Source organism: Streptomyces sp. 3N207, assembly GCF_052246355.1.
Classification (GTDB): Bacteria; Actinomycetota; Actinomycetes; order Streptomycetales; family Streptomycetaceae; genus Streptomyces.
The window spans coordinates 290,426-307,029 of the sequence record NZ_JBQQBV010000007.1; the positions used below are offsets into that span (position 1 = coordinate 290,426).

Consider the following 16,604-nt stretch of genomic DNA (forward strand, 5'->3'; position numbering starts at 1 on the left):
CTCTGTGAACTTGCTGTCGCCAAACCCACCGCACGTGTCCTGTTTTGCCGACGCCCGTCACCCGAAGGTAGTAATCCCGCGGCGGCGCCCCAGCAAAGCGCCATCATCCGCCTACCGTCGCCGGGTGATGACGAGCAGGCGCGAGCACCCGAGGAACGCCACCGGCGCACCCCCAGCGCACCGGGCGAGCAGGACGACGCACCACCGGTCCGCGAGCCACTCCGCGAACACGGACGTGCGGTGCGACGACGCGTACCTGGACGGCCTGTTCACCTACTGCCTTTCCGTAATGTGCGAGCACGAAGCCGCCCTCGCCGCGCTCGGTGAGACACTTACCCTCGCCGACCGCCAACGTGCGCGCGGCCGGGCCCCCGAAGACGAGCGCGACCACCGTCCCTGGCTCTACGCACTGGCACGGTGGGTCTGTTCGCGTCGGCTCGCCGACCAGAAGGCCGCCCTGGCCGCCGCCGGGACGGCTGTCACGGAACGGGTGTCCGCCCCCGCGTCGCCCGCCGCCTCGGGGGCCGAGCCGCTCAGCGCCGAGACCCGCGCCCGGCGCCGTCGCGAACTCGCCGCGCTGGCCTGGCCGGAGGCCGCCGGAATCTCGCCCGAACAGCGCGAGGCCCTCGAACTCTCCGTCCGTCACAGGCTGTCCCCCGCCCAGATCGCGGCCGTGCTCTCACTCTCGACCGCCGCGGCCGAGGACCTGCTGCTGAACGCCTCCTGCGAAGTCGAGCGCACCAGGGCCGCGTTGGGCGTCATCGAGTCCGGCGGCTGCGCCGCCGTCGCCCGGCTCGCGGGTGAGGAACAGCTGCTGCTCGGCACCGCGCTGCGCCGTGAACTGGTGCGGCACGTGGACGAGTGCCCGCAGTGCCGACGGGCTGCCGAGCGCGCCATGGCCGGGGTCTCCTGGCCCGGCACCGCACCCGCTTCCGCCACGCTCGCCGTCGTCCCCGCCCCGCGCCCCGCTGTCGAGGCGGCCGTCGTCCTGGCGCGCCGGGCGAGAGCCCAGCGGGTGCCCCGCTTCGACCGCGCCGGTTTCCCGGTGTGCACGAACGAGCGCGTGGCGCGCCGGGACCGGCTGCGCGGGCGGGCGTTGACCTCGACGGTCATCGCCGCGGTGCTGGCGGCGCCGGTGGTCGCCCTGTGGGCCGCGTACCGCGGGTCTCCCGTCACGGGCGAGCCGCAGGCGGACCGTTCCGTCACCGCGTCGGACGCGCCGGACGGCCCCACGGGCGGCGCCGGCGGCGGGGGGCTGCCCCCAGGGTTCGACGGCCGGCGCACCCTCCCGGCCGAGGGCGAGGACAACAGCCGGCAAGCGGGCAGAACCGGGAGCCGGGCCCGCGAGGCGGACGGCGGCGGAAGGACGGAGCCGTCCCGCACCGGCGCCCCGAAGCCCCCCGCTCAGCGGCGCAGCTACGCGGCCCCGCCCTCGGCGGACCGCCCCTCGGCGCCGGCACCCGTACCGGATCCGTCGGCGTCGGCCTCGCCCCCGCCGTCACCGGCCCCGAGCGGGACGCCGACCCGGCCGCCGTCCCCCACCGGATCCCCGACGCCTTCCGACACCCCGACCCCGAGCCGCCCGGCGGACCCGAGCGATTCCCCGTCCTGATCGGTACGGGTTGATCGGTACGGGTTGATCGGTACGGGTTGATCGACACGGGAAGCAGCGGAGGCCCGGCCCGGGCCGGCGGTCGGCTACCGCTTACGGCCTGGCGGGCTGTTCGCCGTCCTGCGCAGCGGCATCGGCGGCATCGGCGGCATCGGCCGTATCGGCGGCATCGGCGTCGTCGGACGCGGCAACAGCATCGGCAGCGTCCGCAGCCGCCGCAGCCGCGCGGGCCGTGGCCGGGTGTTCGGCCACCAGCGGGAGTTCGCTCGCCAGGCGCTGGGCGCACAGCTCGGCCAGCTGGTCGTAGGCGGGCTTGCCCATGAGTTCGGTCAGCTCGGCGCGGTACGACTCGTAGACCGGCTGCCCGGCGCCGTGCGCGGAGGGCGCCGCGGTGCACCACCAGTGCAGGTCGTGCCCGCCCGCGCCCCAACCCCGCCGGTCGTACTCGCCGATGGTGACGTACAGCACCTCTTCGCCGTCCGGCAGCTCCACCCACTCGTAGCTCCGCCGGATCGGCAGCTGCCAGCACACGTCGGGCTTGGTCTCCAGCGGCTGGCGGCCCTCGCGCAGGGCCAGGCCGTGCAGCGCGCATCCGCCGCCGCCCTCGAACCCGGGGCGGTTGTTGAAGATGCAGGCGCCCTTCCAGCGCCGCGTCTGCAGTTCGCCCTCGTCGCTGACCTCGGTCCAGCCCAGCGCGCCGGTGCCGATGTCGTGGAACTGCCAGGTCTCGGGGGTCAGCCGGGCCACGTGCTCGGCGACCCGCTGCTCGTCGTCCTCGTCGGCGAAGTGGGCGCCCAGCGTGCAGCAGCCGTCGGTGGGGCGGCCGGGGGTGATGCCCTGGCAGCCGTTGCCGAACAGACAGTTCCAGCGGGACGTCAGCCAGGTCAGGTCGCAGCGGAAGACCTGCTCGTCGTCGGCCGGGTCCGGGAACTCCACCCAGGCGCGGGCGAAGTCGAGACCGACCTCCTCGTCGCGCGCCCGCGGTGCGGGGAGCACCTGGTGCACACCGTCCTGCTTCTTGTGCTTCGCCGCTTTCGTCTTACCCACGCACCCAGCGTACGGGCCGCACGCCGCGGCACCCGGACGCCGCACCCCCGGGGTCGCCGCGGGCCCGGGGGTGCGGATGCCCAGGGGGCCGGACTGCCGGGGTGGGCAAACATCCCGTAACGTCGGCGGGGAGGTTCCCGGTGGCTGGGAGGTACCTCCAGCGGTGGCCGGGGGAGGAGGCTAGCGTGCAGGGTATGAGACTCGGTGTCCTCGATGTGGGCTCTAACACGGTCCACCTGCTCGTGGTGGACGCGCACCCCGGTGCCCGGCCCCTGCCCGCGTACTCCCACAAGACGACGCTGCGGCTCGCCGAACTCCTGGAGCCGGACGGGTCGATATCAGCGGAGGGCATCGACCGGATCTGCGCCACCGTCTCCGAGGCGCTGGAGGTCTCCGAGGAGAAGGGCGTCGAGGCGCTGCTGCCCTTCGCGACCTCCGCCGTGCGCGAGGCCGCCAACGCGGAGCACGTGCTGGACCGCATCACCGCGGAGACCGGCGTCAAGCTGGAGGTGCTCTCCGGTGCGGACGAGGCGCGGCTGACGTTCCTGGCGGTACGGCGCTGGTTCGGCTGGTCGGCGGGGCGGCTGCTGGTGCTGGACATCGGCGGCGGCTCGCTGGAGATCGCCTACGGGCTGGACGAGGACCCCGACGCCGCGGTGTCGCTGCCGCTGGGCGCCGGGCGGCTCACCTCGGGCCGGCTGCCGGGCGACCCGCCGGACCCGGCGGATGTCCGCGCCCTGCGGCGGCATGTGCGGGCGGAGATCGCCCGTATCGTCGGCGAGTTCAACCGGTTCAGCAAGCCGGACCATGTGGTGGCGACCTCCAAGACGTTCAAGCAGCTCGCCCGGATCGCGGGGGCGCCCCGCAGCGCGGAGGGCCTCTACGCCCGCCGCGTGCTGAGCCGGGCCTCCCTGGAGGAGTGGGTGCCCAAGCTCGCGGCGATGCCCGCCAGCGAGCGTGCCGCGCTCCCCGGCGTCTCCGAGGGCCGTGCCCACCAGCTGCTGGCGGGCGCCCTCGTCGCGGAGGCCGCCCTGGATCTCTTCGCCGTCACGGAGGCCGAAATCTGCCCCTGGGCCCTGCGGGAGGGCATCATCCTCCGCCGCCTGGACCGCCTGCGCGCCCTGTGAGCCCGCCGCCGCCACTAGCGGTCCCGCACTCCCGGGAGGGAGCTCTCTCACAGGGGGCCGACATCTCGCGGGCAGCGAACCGCGCTTAGGGTGGCTGGGTGGGCATCGAAAGCGTGCGGGTCCCCCAGGCGAAGGTCGCGCTGTCGACGGCCTCCGTGTATCCGGAGTCGACGGCCGCGGCCTTCGAGATCGCCGCGCGCCTCGGCTACGACGGCGTCGAGGTCATGGTCTGGACGGACCCGGTCAGCCAGGACGTGGATGCGCTGCGCCGGCTGTCCGACTTCCACGGGGTGCCGATCCTGGCCGTACACGCTCCGTGTCTGCTCATCACGCAGCGCGTATGGTCGACGGACCCGTGGGCGAAGCTGGTTCGGGCCAGGACGGCCGCGGAGACGCTCGGCGCGAGCACCGTCGTCGTCCATCCGCCGTTCCGCTGGCAGCGCTCGTACGCGCGCGAGTTCGAGCGCGGCGTATGGCGGATGGCGAACGAGACCGACGTACGGTTCGCCGTCGAGAACATGTACCCCTGGCGCTACCGGGACCGCGAGATGCTGGCCTACGCCCCTGACTGGGATCCCACCCAGAACGACTACCGGCACTTCACGATCGACCTGTCGCACACGTCGACGGCCCGTAACGACACCCTCGCCATGGTCGACCGGATGGGCGACCGCCTCGGTCACGTCCACATGGCGGACGGCAACGGCTCCGCCAAGGACGAGCACCTGGTCCCGGGGCGCGGCTCACAGCCGTGTGCCGAGGTGCTGGAGCGGCTGGCCGCGCTTGGCTTCGACGGGCACGTCGTCGTCGAGGTGAACACGCGGCGTGCCATGTCGGCCGCCGAGCGCGAGGAGGACCTGGCCGAGGCCCTCGCCTACACCCGGCTGCACCTGGCCGCTCCCGGCGGAGAGCTCGGCAACGGCCTCGGTGACGGCCGGGGTGACGGTCGCAGCAACGGCCGGGGCAATCGAGGCAGCGGCCGGGGCGAAGGCACCGCCACCGGCCACCCCGCGGGCCGGGGGAACGCATGACCGGCACCCCCTCCCAGGAGCCGGGCCCTGCGCCCCGCAAGCGCGGGCGTCCCGCGCGGCGTACCGCCGAGGCGGGCCCGGGTGCGCGTGAGCGGATCCTGGCCTCGGCCCGGGGCGAGTTCGCCGAGCACGGCTTCGACAAGGTCTCCGTACGCGCCATCGCGCGCGGCGCGGGTGTGGACGCGGCGCTGGTCCACCACTACTTCGGCACCAAGGAGCAGGTCTTCGCCGCCGCGGTGGAGGGCGCCATGGCGCCGGCGATCTCCGTCCCTGACCTGCTCGCAGCCGCCTCCCCGGAGACGCTGGGAGAGACCATCACCCAGGCGTTCCTGCGGATCTGGGAGAACCCGGCCTCCCGCGAGCCGATGCTGGCGATCGTGCGCTCGGCGGTCAACAACGAACGCGCTGCGGCCGTCTTCCGCGCCCTGCTGACCCGCAATCTGCTCAGCAGGGCGGCGGCACTGCTCAAGGAGCCCGACGCCGAGCTGCGGGTCAACCTGGCGGCGGCCCAGTTGGTGGGCGCCGCCCTGCTGCGGCACGTCATCCGGCTGGAGCCGCTGGCCTCGGAGCCGCTGGAGAACGCCATCGCCCGGCTGGCCCCCGTCGTCCAGCACCACCTCACGGGGCCGCTGGGCCCGCAAGACGGCTCCGTCCACCATCCGGACCCGGTGTCCGGATCCTGAGCCCGGGGCGTACCCTCGGTTCTTCTACGTACCGCAGCGGCCGCCGGGCCCACCGCCATGGCGGCCGCCCGCACCAAGGGAGAGGCAGCCATGCCCGAGCTGAGGTCCCGCACCGTCACCCACGGACGCAACATGGCAGGGGCGCGTGCCCTTATGCAGGCGTCCGGCGTAGCGCGTGAGGACTTCGGCAAGCCGGTCGTCGCGGTGGCCAACAGCTTCACCGAGTTCGTGCCGGGCCACACCCACCTCCAGCCCGTCGGCCGTATCGTCAGCGAGGCGGTCAAGGCGGCGGGCGGCATCCCGCGCGAGTTCAACTCGATCGCGGTGGACGACGGCATCGCCATGGGCCACGGCGGCATGCTCTACTCGCTGCCCTCCCGGGACCTGATCGCCGACTCGGTCGAGTACATGGTCGAGGCGCACTGTGCGGACGCGCTGATCTGCATCTCCAACTGCGACAAGATCACGCCCGGGATGCTGATGGCCGCGCTGCGGCTCGACATCCCCACCGTCTTCGTCTCCGGCGGACCCATGGAGGCCGGCCGTACGACGCTGGTGAACGGCACCGTCCGCAAGCTGGACCTGGTCGACGCGATGTCCGAGGCCGCCAACGACAAGGTCTCCGACGAGGACATCCTCCGCATCGAGCAGAACGCCTGCCCGACCTGCGGCTCCTGTTCCGGCATGTTCACCGCGAACTCCATGAACTGCCTCACCGAGGCCCTCGGCCTGGCCCTGCCCGGCAACGGCTCCGTGCTGGCCACCCACACCGCGCGCAAGGAGCTGTACGAGACGGCGGGCCGTACGGTCGTCGAGATCACCAAGCGCTACTACGACCAGGACGACGCCACCGTCCTGCCGCGCAATGTCGGCTCCCGCGCCGCCTTCGAGAACGCCATGGCCCTCGACATCGCCATGGGCGGCTCCACCAACACGATCCTGCACCTGCTGGCCGCCGCCCAGGAGGCCGAGCTGGACTTCACGATGCACGACATCGACCAGCTCTCCCGCAAGCTGCCCTGCCTGGCCAAGGTCGCCCCGAACGTGGCACCCGGCGGTACGTACTACATGGAGGACGTGCACCGCGCCGGCGGTATCCCCGCCATCCTGGGCGAGCTCTACCGCGCCGGGCTGCTCAACGAGGACGTGCACACCGTGCATGCCGACTCGCTGGACGAGTGGCTCAAGACCTGGGACATCCGCGGCGGTTCCCCCTCGCCGCAGGCCGTGGAGCTCTTCCACGCCGCGCCCGGCTGCGTCCGCTCCGCCGAGGCGTTCTCGCAGTCCGAGCGGTGGGAGACGCTGGATGTCGATGCGGCGGGCGGCTGCATCCGGGACTTCGAGCACGCCTACTCGGCCGAGGGCGGGCTGGCGGTGCTGTACGGCAACCTGGCCGAGAACGGCTGCGTGGTGAAGACCGCCGGCGTCGACGAGTCGATCCTGACCTTCACCGGGCCCGCCGTGGTGTGCGAGTCCCAGGAGGACGCCGTCCAGAAGATCCTCGACAAGACGGTCAAGGAGGGCGACGTCGTCGTCATCCGCTACGAGGGCCCCAAGGGCGGCCCCGGTATGCAGGAGATGCTCTACCCCACCTCGTTCCTCAAAGGCCGGGGCCTGGGCAAGACCTGCGCACTGATCACCGACGGCCGATTCTCCGGCGGTACGTCAGGGCTGTCCATCGGCCACATCTCGCCGGAGGCGGCCGGAGGCGGCGCGATCGCGCTGGTGGAGGACGGCGACACCGTCGTCATCGACATCCCCAACCGGCAGCTGCGGCTCGATGTGCCCGACGAGACGCTCGCCGCCCGCCGCGAGGCACTGGGCGGGACCTACGCGCCCGCATCCCGCGAGCGCAAGGTCTCCACCGCGCTGCGCGCCTACGCGGCCATGGCCACCAGCGCCGACCGGGGCGCCGTGCGGGATGTGACGTTGCTGGAGGGCTGAGCGCCCCGAAGGGGCGCGGGGAACTGCGCGACAAGCCACCACGAGCCTCACGCCCGCAGATGGCAGCCGGGGGCAGACGCTGCCGGGACATCACACCGTCATAATCGAAACGTGCCCCAGCAACCGAAGACCCCCGACGAACCGGCCCCCGAGCCGCTCCGCTTCTACGGCACCACCTGGGTCGACCACTCCGGTGGGTACGCGCTGCGCCGCTTCGCCCTTGGCATCGGCGCGGTGCTGGCCGCGGTCGCGGGGGCCTTCGTGCTGCGGTTCGCCTACCAGGGCGTCGTACTGGCCGACATCGGCCGCTGGGCAAGCATCCTGCTCGTCGCCGCATTCGCAGTCTGCAGCGCGCTGGCGTTCTCCCGCACCCTCACCCACTACGGCCGCCGCCCCGACGAGCGCGAGGCGGCGGCCGAATCCTCGATGCACAGCATCCGGATCATCGGCTTCATCGGCGTGCTGCTCGCCTACGCGCTGCGCACCTGCGTCGAGGCGCCCGGCGAGAAGCTGCACCGCGCCGAGTACGAGGCCGCGCTGGCCCGCCACGAGCGGCAGCGCACCGCCCGCACCGGCAACCCCGCGGCGCGCAGGCGCAAGGACAAGCGCTGACCCCTCACCCCTCAACACCCCCTCAGGGAGGGCCCCTCGGGGCCCTCCCGTAGTGATCTCAGGGGGAACCCTGAACTGTCCCGGACCGGGGGCTTCTCCGCTCGACACCTCGCTCCGTCACGTGTCAGATTCTTCTTACACCCAAGAGAGAGGGGTCGCGGTGAGCGCGATCGAGACCCCGACCGGAGACGAACTGCTGAAGGTCCTGACGGCGCTCGGCAACCCGCACCGGATGCGGATCGTCGCGGCGCTGGCCCAGGGCCGCAACTACGTCAGCAGGCTCGCCCGCGAGATCGGCATGAGTCGCCCCCTGCTGCATATGCACCTCCAGCGGCTGGAGGCGGCCGGCATCGTCGTCGGGTCGCTGGAGCTGTCGGACAGCGGCAAGGCGATGAAGTTCTTCGAGGTGGCCCCGTTCGCCTACGCGCTGACCCCACAGGTCGTCGCGGAGGCGGCAGGGAGCCTCACCGACCAGGACGAGAAAGAGAGAGCGCAGTGAACGAGCAGCTGACGACTACGGCAGCAGCCGACCCTGCCGGTGTGTGGGCGGCGGCGCTCGGCACCGGCGGGATCTTCGTCCTGTTGATCGTCATCGTCTGGCAGATCGCCGTCACCTGGCGGTCCCGCATGCTGGCCGCCCGCGAGCAGCAGTACAAGGCCCTGGCCGAGAAGTACGCACAACTCCTGGAGGACAACGTCGAACTGCACCGGCGCAGCCTGGACGAGCTGACGCAGGCGCGGCAGTCGATCGCCTCGATGGAGAAGATGATGCGCGAGATCGAGTAGATCCCGCAGGTACGACAAGTACGACACCCACCGCGCTCGTACGGCCGGGAGCGGCAACTCCCGGCCGTACACGTGAGCGTGAGCATCTCGCGAACCCCTCGCGTCCCACACCCACACCATGGAGGTTACCCATGCCTGCCCACCCGCAGCATCCGGCCGGGCGGTATCCCCGCGCGCTGCGCCGGCTGGCCACGGCCCCCGGCGGCAAGCGCACCAAGTGGCTGGTCCTCGCGGCCTGGCTGATCGTCGTCGTCGCTCTCGGGCCGCTGGCCGGGAAGCTCGGCGAGGTCGAGGACAGCAGCTCCAACGCCTTCCTGCCCGGCAACGCCGAGTCCGCCAAGGTCAATACGCAGCTGGAGAAGTTCCGCGGCGACGACGAGATCATCCCGGCCGTCGCCGTGTACTCCCGCACCGACTCCGCCACCACCGAGGCCGACGCTGCCAAGGCACGCGCCGACCGCGCCGACTTCGCGCCGCTCGTCGCCAAGGGCGAGCAGATCGGCGGTCCGGTACGGGCCGAGGACGGCAAGGCGCTGATGCTGGTGGTGCCGCTGAGTACCGGCGGTGACGACATGACCGACGACCTGGAGAAGATCCGTACGGTCGCGGCGGCCAATGCGCCGCCCGGGCTCGACGTCGAGGTCGGCGGCCCGGCCGGCTCGCTGATCGACAACATCAAGGTCTTCGACAACCTCGACTCCACGCTGATGCTGGCCACCGGCGCCGTCGTCACGCTGCTGCTGCTGATCACCTACCGCAGCCCGCTGCTGTGGCTCTTCCCCGTGCTGTCGGTCGGCTTCGCCTCGGTGCTCACCCAGGTCACCACCTACGCGCTGGCCAAGTACGCCTCGCTGCCCGTCGATCCGCAGAGCGCGGGCATCCTCATGGTGCTGGTCTTCGGCGTCGGCACCGACTACGCCCTGCTGCTGATCGCCCGCTACCGCGAGGAGCTCCACCGCCACGAGGACCGGCACGAGGCGATGCGGCTCGCACTGCGCCGCTCCGGGCCCGCGATCGTCGCCTCGGCCGGCACCATCGCCATCGGGCTGGCCTGCCTCGCCTTCGCCGACATCAACTCCTCGCGCTCGCTGGGCCTGGTCGGGGCCGTCGGCGTCGTATGTGCCCTGCTCGCGATGGTCACCGTGCTGCCCGCGCTGCTGGTGCTGGCGGGACGCTGGGTCTTCTGGCCGTTCGTCCCCCGGTCCGGGACGGAGCCGCGCAAGGCTCGTACCGTCTGGTCCCGGATCGGCGGTCTGCTGGCCCGCCGTCCGCGCTGGTCGTGGCTGATGTCCATCGGCGTCACCGCGGTGCTGGCGCTGAGCGCGACCGGCATCACCATGGGGCTGACGAACGCGGAGATGTTCCAGGACAAGCCGGAGTCCGTGGTCGCCCAGGAGAAGCTCGCCGCGCACTTCCCCTCCGGCTCCTCCGACCCGGCCACCGTCGTCGTACGGACCGACGCGCGCGCCGCGACGGAGCGGGCGGCGGCGGGCGTCGCCGGAGTGGCGTCCGTACGGGCCGACGACCGTACCGCCGACGGGTCCCTGACCTCCCTGTCCGTCACTCTGAAGAACGCTCCGGACAGCGACGCGGCCAAGCACACCATCGACGAGCTGCGCAGCGCCGTGCACCAGGTCGAGGGCGCCGAAGCGCTGGTGGGCGGTACGACGGCGGAGTCGCTGGACACCCGGCGCGCCGCGGAGAGCGATCTGAAGGTCGTCATCCCGATCGTGCTCGCTGTCGTCCTGCTCGTCCTGGTGGCGCTGTTGCGCTCGCTGACCGCGCCACTGCTGCTGCTGGCAACGGTGGTGCTGTCCTACTTCGGCGCGCTGGGAGCCTCGCATCTGATCTTCGAGCACCTGCTGGACTTCGCCGCGATGGACAACTCCCTTCCGCTGATGGGCTTCGTCTTCCTGGTCGCGCTGGGCATCGACTACAACATCTTCCTGATGACCCGGGTCCGCGAAGAGGTCGCCCTGCAAGGCCACAGCAAGGGCGTGCTGGCCGGGCTCAGTTCCACGGGCGGCGTGATCACCTCGGCGGGCATCGTGCTGGCCGCCACCTTCGCGGTGATCGCCTCGATGCCGCTGGTGTCCATGGCGCAGCTCGGCGTGCTGGTCGGCATCGGCGTCCTGCTGGACACCTTCCTGGTCCGCACCGTCCTGGTGCCCTCACTGGCGCTGGACATCGGCGCCCGGATCTGGTGGCCGAGCCGACTGGGCCGGGATCTACGGCCGCACGACGCCCCGGCCGCAGCGGCGGAGGAGCGGGTGCTGGAGAGGGTGTAACTCTCTCGGCGCAGCAGCCCTCTCTTCCGCCGCAACGGCGCGAACACAAGCGGACGTAATCGGCGGTGCCGGACCAACCTCAGCCTGAATCGGTTGGTCCGGCACCGCCGTTGTCGTGCGCCGCTTGACGCCATCACATGGCGCCCCTCATAATTCATCACATGATGAATAAGCCTCCACCTGCTCCCGGCGAAGCCCTCGCGGCAAGCGAACCCGCGGCCGGCGAACCCGCCGTCCACGCCCGCGACCTCACCGTCGTCCGCGGCAGCCGCCGCGTCCTCGACGGGATCTCGTTCGATGTCGCACCCGGCACCGTCACCGGGCTCCTCGGCCCCTCCGGCAGCGGCAAATCCACCCTCATCCGGGCGATCGTCGGCACCCAGGCCAAGGTCACCGGCACCCTCGACGTACTCGGCAGGCCCGCGGGCACAGCACCGCTGCGCTCCCGCGTCGGCTACGTCACCCAGTCCCCGTCCGTCTACGGCGACCTGACGGCGCGGCAGAACCTCGACTACTACGCCGCCGTTCTCGGCATCCCCCGTGCCGACCGCGCCGCCGCCGTCACCCAGGCCCTCACCGACGTCGACCTCACCTCGCACGCCGACGACCTGGCCGGCAACCTCTCCGGCGGCCAGTCGTCCCGTGTCTCCCTCGCCGTCGCCCTGCTGGGCGCCCCCGAACTGCTCGTCCTCGACGAGCCCACGGTCGGCCTCGACCCCGTGCTCCGCCGCGACCTGTGGAACCTCTTCCACCGCCTCGCCGCCCGCGGCGCCACCCTGCTGATCTCCTCGCATGTGATGGACGAGGCCGACCGCTGCGAACACCTGCTCCTCGTCCGGGACGGCACCCTGCTGGCCGCCGACACCCCGCAGGCACTCCGCGAGACCACCGGAAGCGACACCGTCGAGGACGCCTTCCTCAAGCTGGTCGAGTCAGCCCGCGACGGTGCCGCCGTGCACGCACCCCTCCACCCCGCAACCCACTCGCAGCGAGGCACCTCATGAACGCCGCCCGTACGCTCGCCACCGCACGCCGCGTCCTGCGCCAACTCGCCCACGACCCCCGGACGATCGCGCTGCTGCTGCTCGTCCCGGTCCTGCTGCTCGTGCTGCTCTATTACGTCTTCGACGCGGACCGCCGCTCCTTCGACAGCATCGGCGCCTCGCTGCTGGGCATCTTCCCGCTGGTGACGATGTTCCTGGTCACCTCCATCGCCACGCTGCGCGAACGCACCTCCGGCACGCTGGAGCGGCTGCTGTCCATGCCACTGGGCAAGGCCGATCTGATCCTCGGCTACGCGCTGGCCTTCGGCGCGCTCGCCATCGTCCAGGCATCCCTCGCCACCGGCGTCGCCGTCTGGTTCCTGGACCTCAACATCACCGGCTCGCCCTGGCTGCTGCTGCTCATCGCACTGCTCGACGCCCTGCTGGGCACGGCACTCGGACTGTTCGTCTCCGCGTTCGCCGCTTCCGAGTTCCAGGTGGTGCAGTTCATGCCCGCGATGGTCTTCCCGCAGATCCTGCTGTGCGGCCTGTTCGCCCCCCGCGACAGCATGCAGCCGGCGCTGGAAGCGATCTCCAACGTGCTGCCCATGTCCTACGCCGTCGACGGTATGACGGAGGTCCTCAGGAACGCCGACGCCACCGGCGACTTCGTACGCGACGCGGTCATCGTCGCGGGCAGCGCACTCCTCGTCCTGTCCCTCGGCGCCGCCACCCTCCGCCGCCGTACGGCCTGAAGCGCTTCCGCCTGGTGCGAGGATGGAATCCCGCCCGCCACGGCAGCCGTCCCTGGGGGCACCTCCCGGACGGCGTCCGGGGGAGGGTCCAGTACGACGAGGCACGAGGTGAAACACCCCATGACCACCCAGAAAGTCGCGGTCCTCGGCACCGGCAAGATCGGTGAGGCGCTGCTCTCCGGCATGCTCCGAGGCGGCTGGTCGCCCTCCCGTCTCCTGATCACAGCGCGCCGCCCGGAACGCGCGGCCGAACTGCGCGAGCGCTACGGGGTCGAGTCCGTCAGCAACGCGGAGGCTGCCCGCGTTGCCGACACCCTTATCCTCACCCCCAAGCCCCAGGACATGGCGGCGATGCTGGACGAGCTCGCCCCGCACGTTCCCGCGGACCGTCTGGTGATCAGCGGCGCGGCCGGCATCACCACCCGCTGTCTCGAACAGCGGCTCGCCGACGGCACCCCGGTCATCCGCGTCATGACCAACACCCCGGCGCTGGTCGACGAGGCGATGTCCGTCATCTCCCCGGGCAGCCACGCCACCGAGGACCATCTGAAGCTCGCCGACGAGATCTTCGGCGGCGTCGGCAAGACCCTCCGCCTCCCCGAGGGCCAGCAGGACGCCGCCACCGCACTCTCCGGCTCGGGCCCCGCCTACTTCTTCTTCCTGGTCGAGGCCATGACCGACGCGGGAATCCAGCTCGGCCTCCCACGCGACAAGGCACACGAGCTGATCGTCCAGGCCGCCGTCGGCGCCGCCACCATGCTCCGCGACAGCGGCGAACACCCCGTCACCCTCCGCGAGAACGTCACCTCACCCGGCGGTACGACGATCAACGCCATCCGCGAACTGGAGAACCACCGCGTCCGCGCCGCCTTCATCGACGCCATCGAGGCAGCCCGCGACCGCAGCCATGAGCTCGGCAGCTGACCGCACGAGCAGCCCGGGGCCGCCCCCGGCCCCGGCTACGCCCGGCCCCCGGCGCGCGCCCGCAACCCCCGCACCCCCTCGTGCACCAGCGTGATCGTGAACGCGAGGGCCAGCCCCAGCGCCACCCCGTACAGCGGCGTCTCCTCGAACGCGGCCCCGCCCACATACCCCAGGCAGGCCGAATAGACCGCCCAGCTCACCACCGCGACGGCGTCGAACCGCGTGAACGACCGACGCGGAAACCCCGTGGCACCGGTGGTGAGCGTGGCGGCCGTCCGCCCGCCGGGGATGTAGCGGGCCGCCACCAGCACCAGACCGCCCCGCTCCGCCAGCATCCGCCCCACCCGCTCATAGACCCGCCGCGCCCTTCCCCCCTCCCCCAACCGCGCCAGGACCCGCACCCCCGAACGCCGCCCGATCGCGTACGAGATGTGGTCCCCGGCGAAGGCGCCGAGCGCCGCCACCACGATGACCGGCCCCAGCGCGGGATCCCCCTCCGCCGCCGCGAACACGCCCAGCGTGATCACCAACGTCTCGCTCGGCACCACCGGGAAGAACCCGTCCAGCATCGCGATCCCGAACAGCGCCGCATACACCCACGGCGTACTGACGAACCCCTCGACCGCGTGCACTATCGCGTCATTCATGCACCGGAACGTACGGAGCACACCAGGCGCCGAGCAGCGCACGATCGTCGTCGGCCACCCTCCACTTTCGACAGATGTTCCGGGCGGACCCGCCGCGTACGGTGACCGACGTGAACACCCCCGCCCGCGCCCACAGCTTCCGGGGCCGGCTCCGCGAGGCCCTGCGCCGCCGACGGGTCCGCGAGGCCCTGGCCGACCTGGCCCTGTGGCTGTTCATGGCCTACCCCCTCCCCTCCCTCTCCGAGGTCCCGCTCTGGCTCCGCCTCCTCGCGGCGCCCCTGCTCGCCGTCGCGGCACCCTTGAGCCGCCGGGCCCCGCTGGCGGCCGCGACCGTCCCCGCAGCGCTCGGCCTCGCCGCCACACCCCAGCTGTTCACCAGCACCTTCAGCCCGGCCCTGGTCGCCCTCAGCTTTCTGCTGGGGCGGCGTACGCAGGACGCCCGCCCGTCGCTCGCCGCCGCGCTCGCCCTCTGCGCGGCGGGACTCGCGCTCGCCCTGACACTGCCGGGCGCCGACCTGTGGGACTGGTTCACCCTGGTCACGACGGTCCTCTTCGCCGCCGTCCTCCCCTGGCTGCTGGGCCGCTTCCGCCGCCAGCAGTACGAACTCCACAGCGCGGGCTGGGAACTGGCCGCCCGCATGGAGCGCGAACAGCAGCTGGTAGCCGAACGCACCCGGCTGCGCGAACGGTCCCGCATCGCGGGGGACATGCACGACTCGCTCGGCCACGACCTCAGCCTCATCGCCGTACGCGCCGCCGCGCTCCAGGTCTCCCCAGGTGTGGACGACGCCGCCCGTGCCTCCGCCGCCGAACTCCGTCAGGCCGCCGCCGACGCCACCGAACGCCTCCGCCAGATCATCGGCCTCCTCCGCCAGGACGCGACCGACAGCGCACAGCTCCCCCCGTCCGAGACCGTCCCCGACCTGGTCGCCCGCACCGCCGCCTCCGGCGTCCGCATCACGCTGCACCAGCACGGAACGCACGACACGGCAGCGGACGAGTTGCCCCCATTGGTCGACCGAGCAGCCCACCGCGTCGTCCAGGAAGCCGTCACCAACGCGACGAAGCACGCCCCCGGCTCCACCATCACCGTCGAGCTGAAGCGAGAGCGCGCCGCCCTGGACGTGACGGTCCACAACGGCACCGGAAGCGCCGCACCGCCCACCCCGGGAGTCGGCTCCGGCACCGGACTGATCAGCCTCGACGAACGCGTCCGCCAGGCCGGCGGCACCTTCCGGGCCCACCCCACCGAGAACGGCTTCGAGGTACGGGCCCACCTCCCCCTCACCCCCTTTGCCGCGGACCCGCACCCGCCGACCGAGCCCGAGCCGCTCACCGGCCCGTCCCGCTCCAGCGAGGAACTGGCCCAGGCCCGGCAACGCGTACGCCGAGGCATCGTCAACGCCCTCTGGATCCCGGCCGCCGCCACCGCCGTCCTGGCCGTGCTGATGTACGGCTTCCAGCTCTACACCTCCCACCAGTCCGTCCTGCCCCGGCACACCTACGCCGACCTCCGTATAGGCGACGCCGAAACCTCCGTGGCACCTCGTCTCCCGTCGTACGAGTTCGACGAGGAGTCACGCCCACCCGGCGCCCCACCGGACCCGTCCCACACGAACGAGTGCCGCTTCTACCGGACCGCAACCTTCGACAACTCCCCGCTCTACCGCCTCTGTTTCACGGCCGGCCGCCTCTCCCACAAGGACCGCATCGCCACGGATCGGGACGACGGTTGACGGAAACGAGGCCCGCAGTTGACACACCTGCCATCGATCCGTAAGGTTCCTCGGGTTGTCAGCGGCCTGTCGTGGCTTCTGTCGACCACTCCTGCCGCTCCGGCAGAAACCTCTACTCAGCACCATCTCCCTTCGCAGGGGTCTGTTCGGCATGCCGAATTGCTTTTGCGGGTCGGCTCAATTTGGAGCCGGGCGGGGAAAGGCTCTAAAGTAGCGGTCAGCCGGAAGGCGCCCCGCCGACAGGGGAAATCCGATTCGGAAGACGGCACGGAAACGGGCCGGAAAACGGATCTGATAGAGTCGGAAACACCGAAAGGGCAAACGTCCGGAGAAGCCGGTGAGACGGTTTCGAAGGAAGCGTCCGTTCCTTGAGAACTCAACAGCGTGCCAAAAGTCAACGCCAGATATGTTGATACCCCGGCCTGTCGG

At 71.8% G+C, this 16,604-nt stretch carries 15 protein-coding genes; 13 read left to right on the top strand and 2 right to left on the bottom strand.

The genetic code is table 11. The features are described from left to right. Nucleotides 1-127: 127 nt before the first annotated feature. Nucleotides 128-1,612, top strand: coding sequence for a hypothetical protein (locus tag ACTWP9_RS14150; protein WP_443246475.1), 1,485 nt, complete (start codon nucleotides 128-130; stop codon nucleotides 1,610-1,612). Between the two features lie 93 nt (nucleotides 1,613-1,705). On the opposite strand, the gene ACTWP9_RS14155 is transcribed toward ACTWP9_RS14150, so the two are convergent. After that, nucleotides 1,706-2,659, bottom strand: a complete 954-nt coding sequence (locus tag ACTWP9_RS14155; protein WP_443246444.1) for a hypothetical protein — start codon at nucleotides 2,657-2,659, stop codon at nucleotides 1,706-1,708. 194 nt (nucleotides 2,660-2,853) lie between these two features. Here ACTWP9_RS14155 and ACTWP9_RS14160 point away from each other — a divergent pair, with 194 nt between their 5' ends. The 11 genes from ACTWP9_RS14160 (at nucleotide 2,854) to proC (ending at nucleotide 13,792) form a co-directional block, all read left to right on the top strand. After that, nucleotides 2,854-3,786, top strand: coding sequence for a Ppx/GppA phosphatase family protein (locus ACTWP9_RS14160; protein ID WP_443246476.1), 933 nt, complete (start codon nucleotides 2,854-2,856; stop codon nucleotides 3,784-3,786). A gap of 98 nt (nucleotides 3,787-3,884) precedes the next feature. Next, the gene (locus ACTWP9_RS14165) at nucleotides 3,885-4,817 is read left to right on the top strand and encodes a sugar phosphate isomerase/epimerase family protein (protein ID WP_443246445.1); all 933 of its coding nucleotides are present in this window, start codon (nucleotides 3,885-3,887) and stop codon (nucleotides 4,815-4,817) included. Continuing rightward, on the top strand, nucleotides 4,814-5,500 hold the full coding sequence (locus ACTWP9_RS14170; RefSeq protein WP_443246446.1) for a TetR/AcrR family transcriptional regulator: 687 nt from the start codon (nucleotides 4,814-4,816) through the stop codon (nucleotides 5,498-5,500). Before ACTWP9_RS14165 ends, ACTWP9_RS14170 begins: the two co-directional genes overlap by 4 nt. A gap of 90 nt (nucleotides 5,501-5,590) precedes the next feature. Further along, nucleotides 5,591-7,444, top strand: coding sequence for a dihydroxy-acid dehydratase (gene ilvD, locus ACTWP9_RS14175; protein ID WP_443246447.1), 1,854 nt, complete (start codon nucleotides 5,591-5,593; stop codon nucleotides 7,442-7,444). Between the two features lie 111 nt (nucleotides 7,445-7,555). Then, the gene (locus ACTWP9_RS14180; RefSeq protein WP_443246448.1) at nucleotides 7,556-8,056 is read left to right on the top strand and encodes a hypothetical protein; all 501 of its coding nucleotides are present in this window, start codon (nucleotides 7,556-7,558) and stop codon (nucleotides 8,054-8,056) included. 160 nt (nucleotides 8,057-8,216) lie between these two features. Continuing rightward, the gene (locus ACTWP9_RS14185; protein ID WP_443246449.1) at nucleotides 8,217-8,555 is read left to right on the top strand and encodes an ArsR/SmtB family transcription factor; all 339 of its coding nucleotides are present in this window, start codon (nucleotides 8,217-8,219) and stop codon (nucleotides 8,553-8,555) included. Beyond that, entirely contained in the window at nucleotides 8,552-8,842 is a 291-nt protein-coding gene (locus ACTWP9_RS14190; protein ID WP_443246450.1) for a hypothetical protein, read from the top strand. The genes ACTWP9_RS14185 and ACTWP9_RS14190 overlap by 4 nt, the downstream gene beginning before the upstream one ends. Before the next feature lie 131 nt (nucleotides 8,843-8,973). Then, nucleotides 8,974-11,130, top strand: a complete 2,157-nt coding sequence (locus tag ACTWP9_RS14195) for an MMPL family transporter (protein ID WP_443246451.1) — start codon at nucleotides 8,974-8,976, stop codon at nucleotides 11,128-11,130. 161 nt (nucleotides 11,131-11,291) lie between these two features. Further along, on the top strand, nucleotides 11,292-12,134 hold the full coding sequence (locus ACTWP9_RS14200) for an ABC transporter ATP-binding protein (protein ID WP_443246452.1): 843 nt from the start codon (nucleotides 11,292-11,294) through the stop codon (nucleotides 12,132-12,134). Further along, a complete protein-coding gene (locus tag ACTWP9_RS14205; protein ID WP_443246453.1) occupies nucleotides 12,131-12,868 on the top strand; it encodes an ABC transporter permease in 738 nt (245 codons plus the stop codon). The genes ACTWP9_RS14200 and ACTWP9_RS14205 overlap by 4 nt, the downstream gene beginning before the upstream one ends. Before the next feature lie 120 nt (nucleotides 12,869-12,988). Continuing rightward, nucleotides 12,989-13,792, top strand: coding sequence for a pyrroline-5-carboxylate reductase (gene proC, locus ACTWP9_RS14210; RefSeq protein WP_443246454.1), 804 nt, complete (start codon nucleotides 12,989-12,991; stop codon nucleotides 13,790-13,792). Between the two features lie 35 nt (nucleotides 13,793-13,827). Here the strand turns inward: proC and ACTWP9_RS14215 are convergent, their stop codons facing one another. Next, nucleotides 13,828-14,439 carry a DedA family protein gene (locus ACTWP9_RS14215; protein WP_443246455.1) on the bottom strand — a complete coding sequence of 204 codons (612 nt, stop codon included), beginning with the start codon at nucleotides 14,437-14,439 and terminating at the stop codon, nucleotides 13,828-13,830. 110 nt (nucleotides 14,440-14,549) lie between these two features. On the opposite strand from ACTWP9_RS14215, the gene ACTWP9_RS14220 reads away from it, so the two are divergent. Beyond that, on the top strand, nucleotides 14,550-16,175 hold the full coding sequence (locus tag ACTWP9_RS14220) for a sensor histidine kinase (RefSeq protein WP_443246456.1): 1,626 nt from the start codon (nucleotides 14,550-14,552) through the stop codon (nucleotides 16,173-16,175). Nucleotides 16,176-16,604 lie beyond the last annotated feature (429 nt).

Coding starts and splice junctions, on each gene's coding strand:
- ACTWP9_RS14160 (WP_443246476.1), top strand. CDS start 2,854: ATGAGACTCGGTGTCCTCGATGTGGGCTCTAACACGGTCCACCTGCTC.
- ACTWP9_RS14200 (WP_443246452.1), top strand. CDS start 11,292: ATGATGAATAAGCCTCCACCTGCTCCCGGCGAAGCCCTCGCGGCAAGC.
- proC (WP_443246454.1), top strand. CDS start 12,989: ATGACCACCCAGAAAGTCGCGGTCCTCGGCACCGGCAAGATCGGTGAG.
- ACTWP9_RS14195 (WP_443246451.1), top strand. CDS start 8,974: ATGCCTGCCCACCCGCAGCATCCGGCCGGGCGGTATCCCCGCGCGCTG.
- ACTWP9_RS14150 (WP_443246475.1), top strand. CDS start 128: ATGACGAGCAGGCGCGAGCACCCGAGGAACGCCACCGGCGCACCCCCA.
- ACTWP9_RS14215 (WP_443246455.1), bottom strand. CDS start 14,439: ATGAATGACGCGATAGTGCACGCGGTCGAGGGGTTCGTCAGTACGCCG.
- ACTWP9_RS14170 (WP_443246446.1), top strand. CDS start 4,814: ATGACCGGCACCCCCTCCCAGGAGCCGGGCCCTGCGCCCCGCAAGCGC.
- ACTWP9_RS14205 (WP_443246453.1), top strand. CDS start 12,131: ATGAACGCCGCCCGTACGCTCGCCACCGCACGCCGCGTCCTGCGCCAA.
- ilvD (WP_443246447.1), top strand. CDS start 5,591: ATGCCCGAGCTGAGGTCCCGCACCGTCACCCACGGACGCAACATGGCA.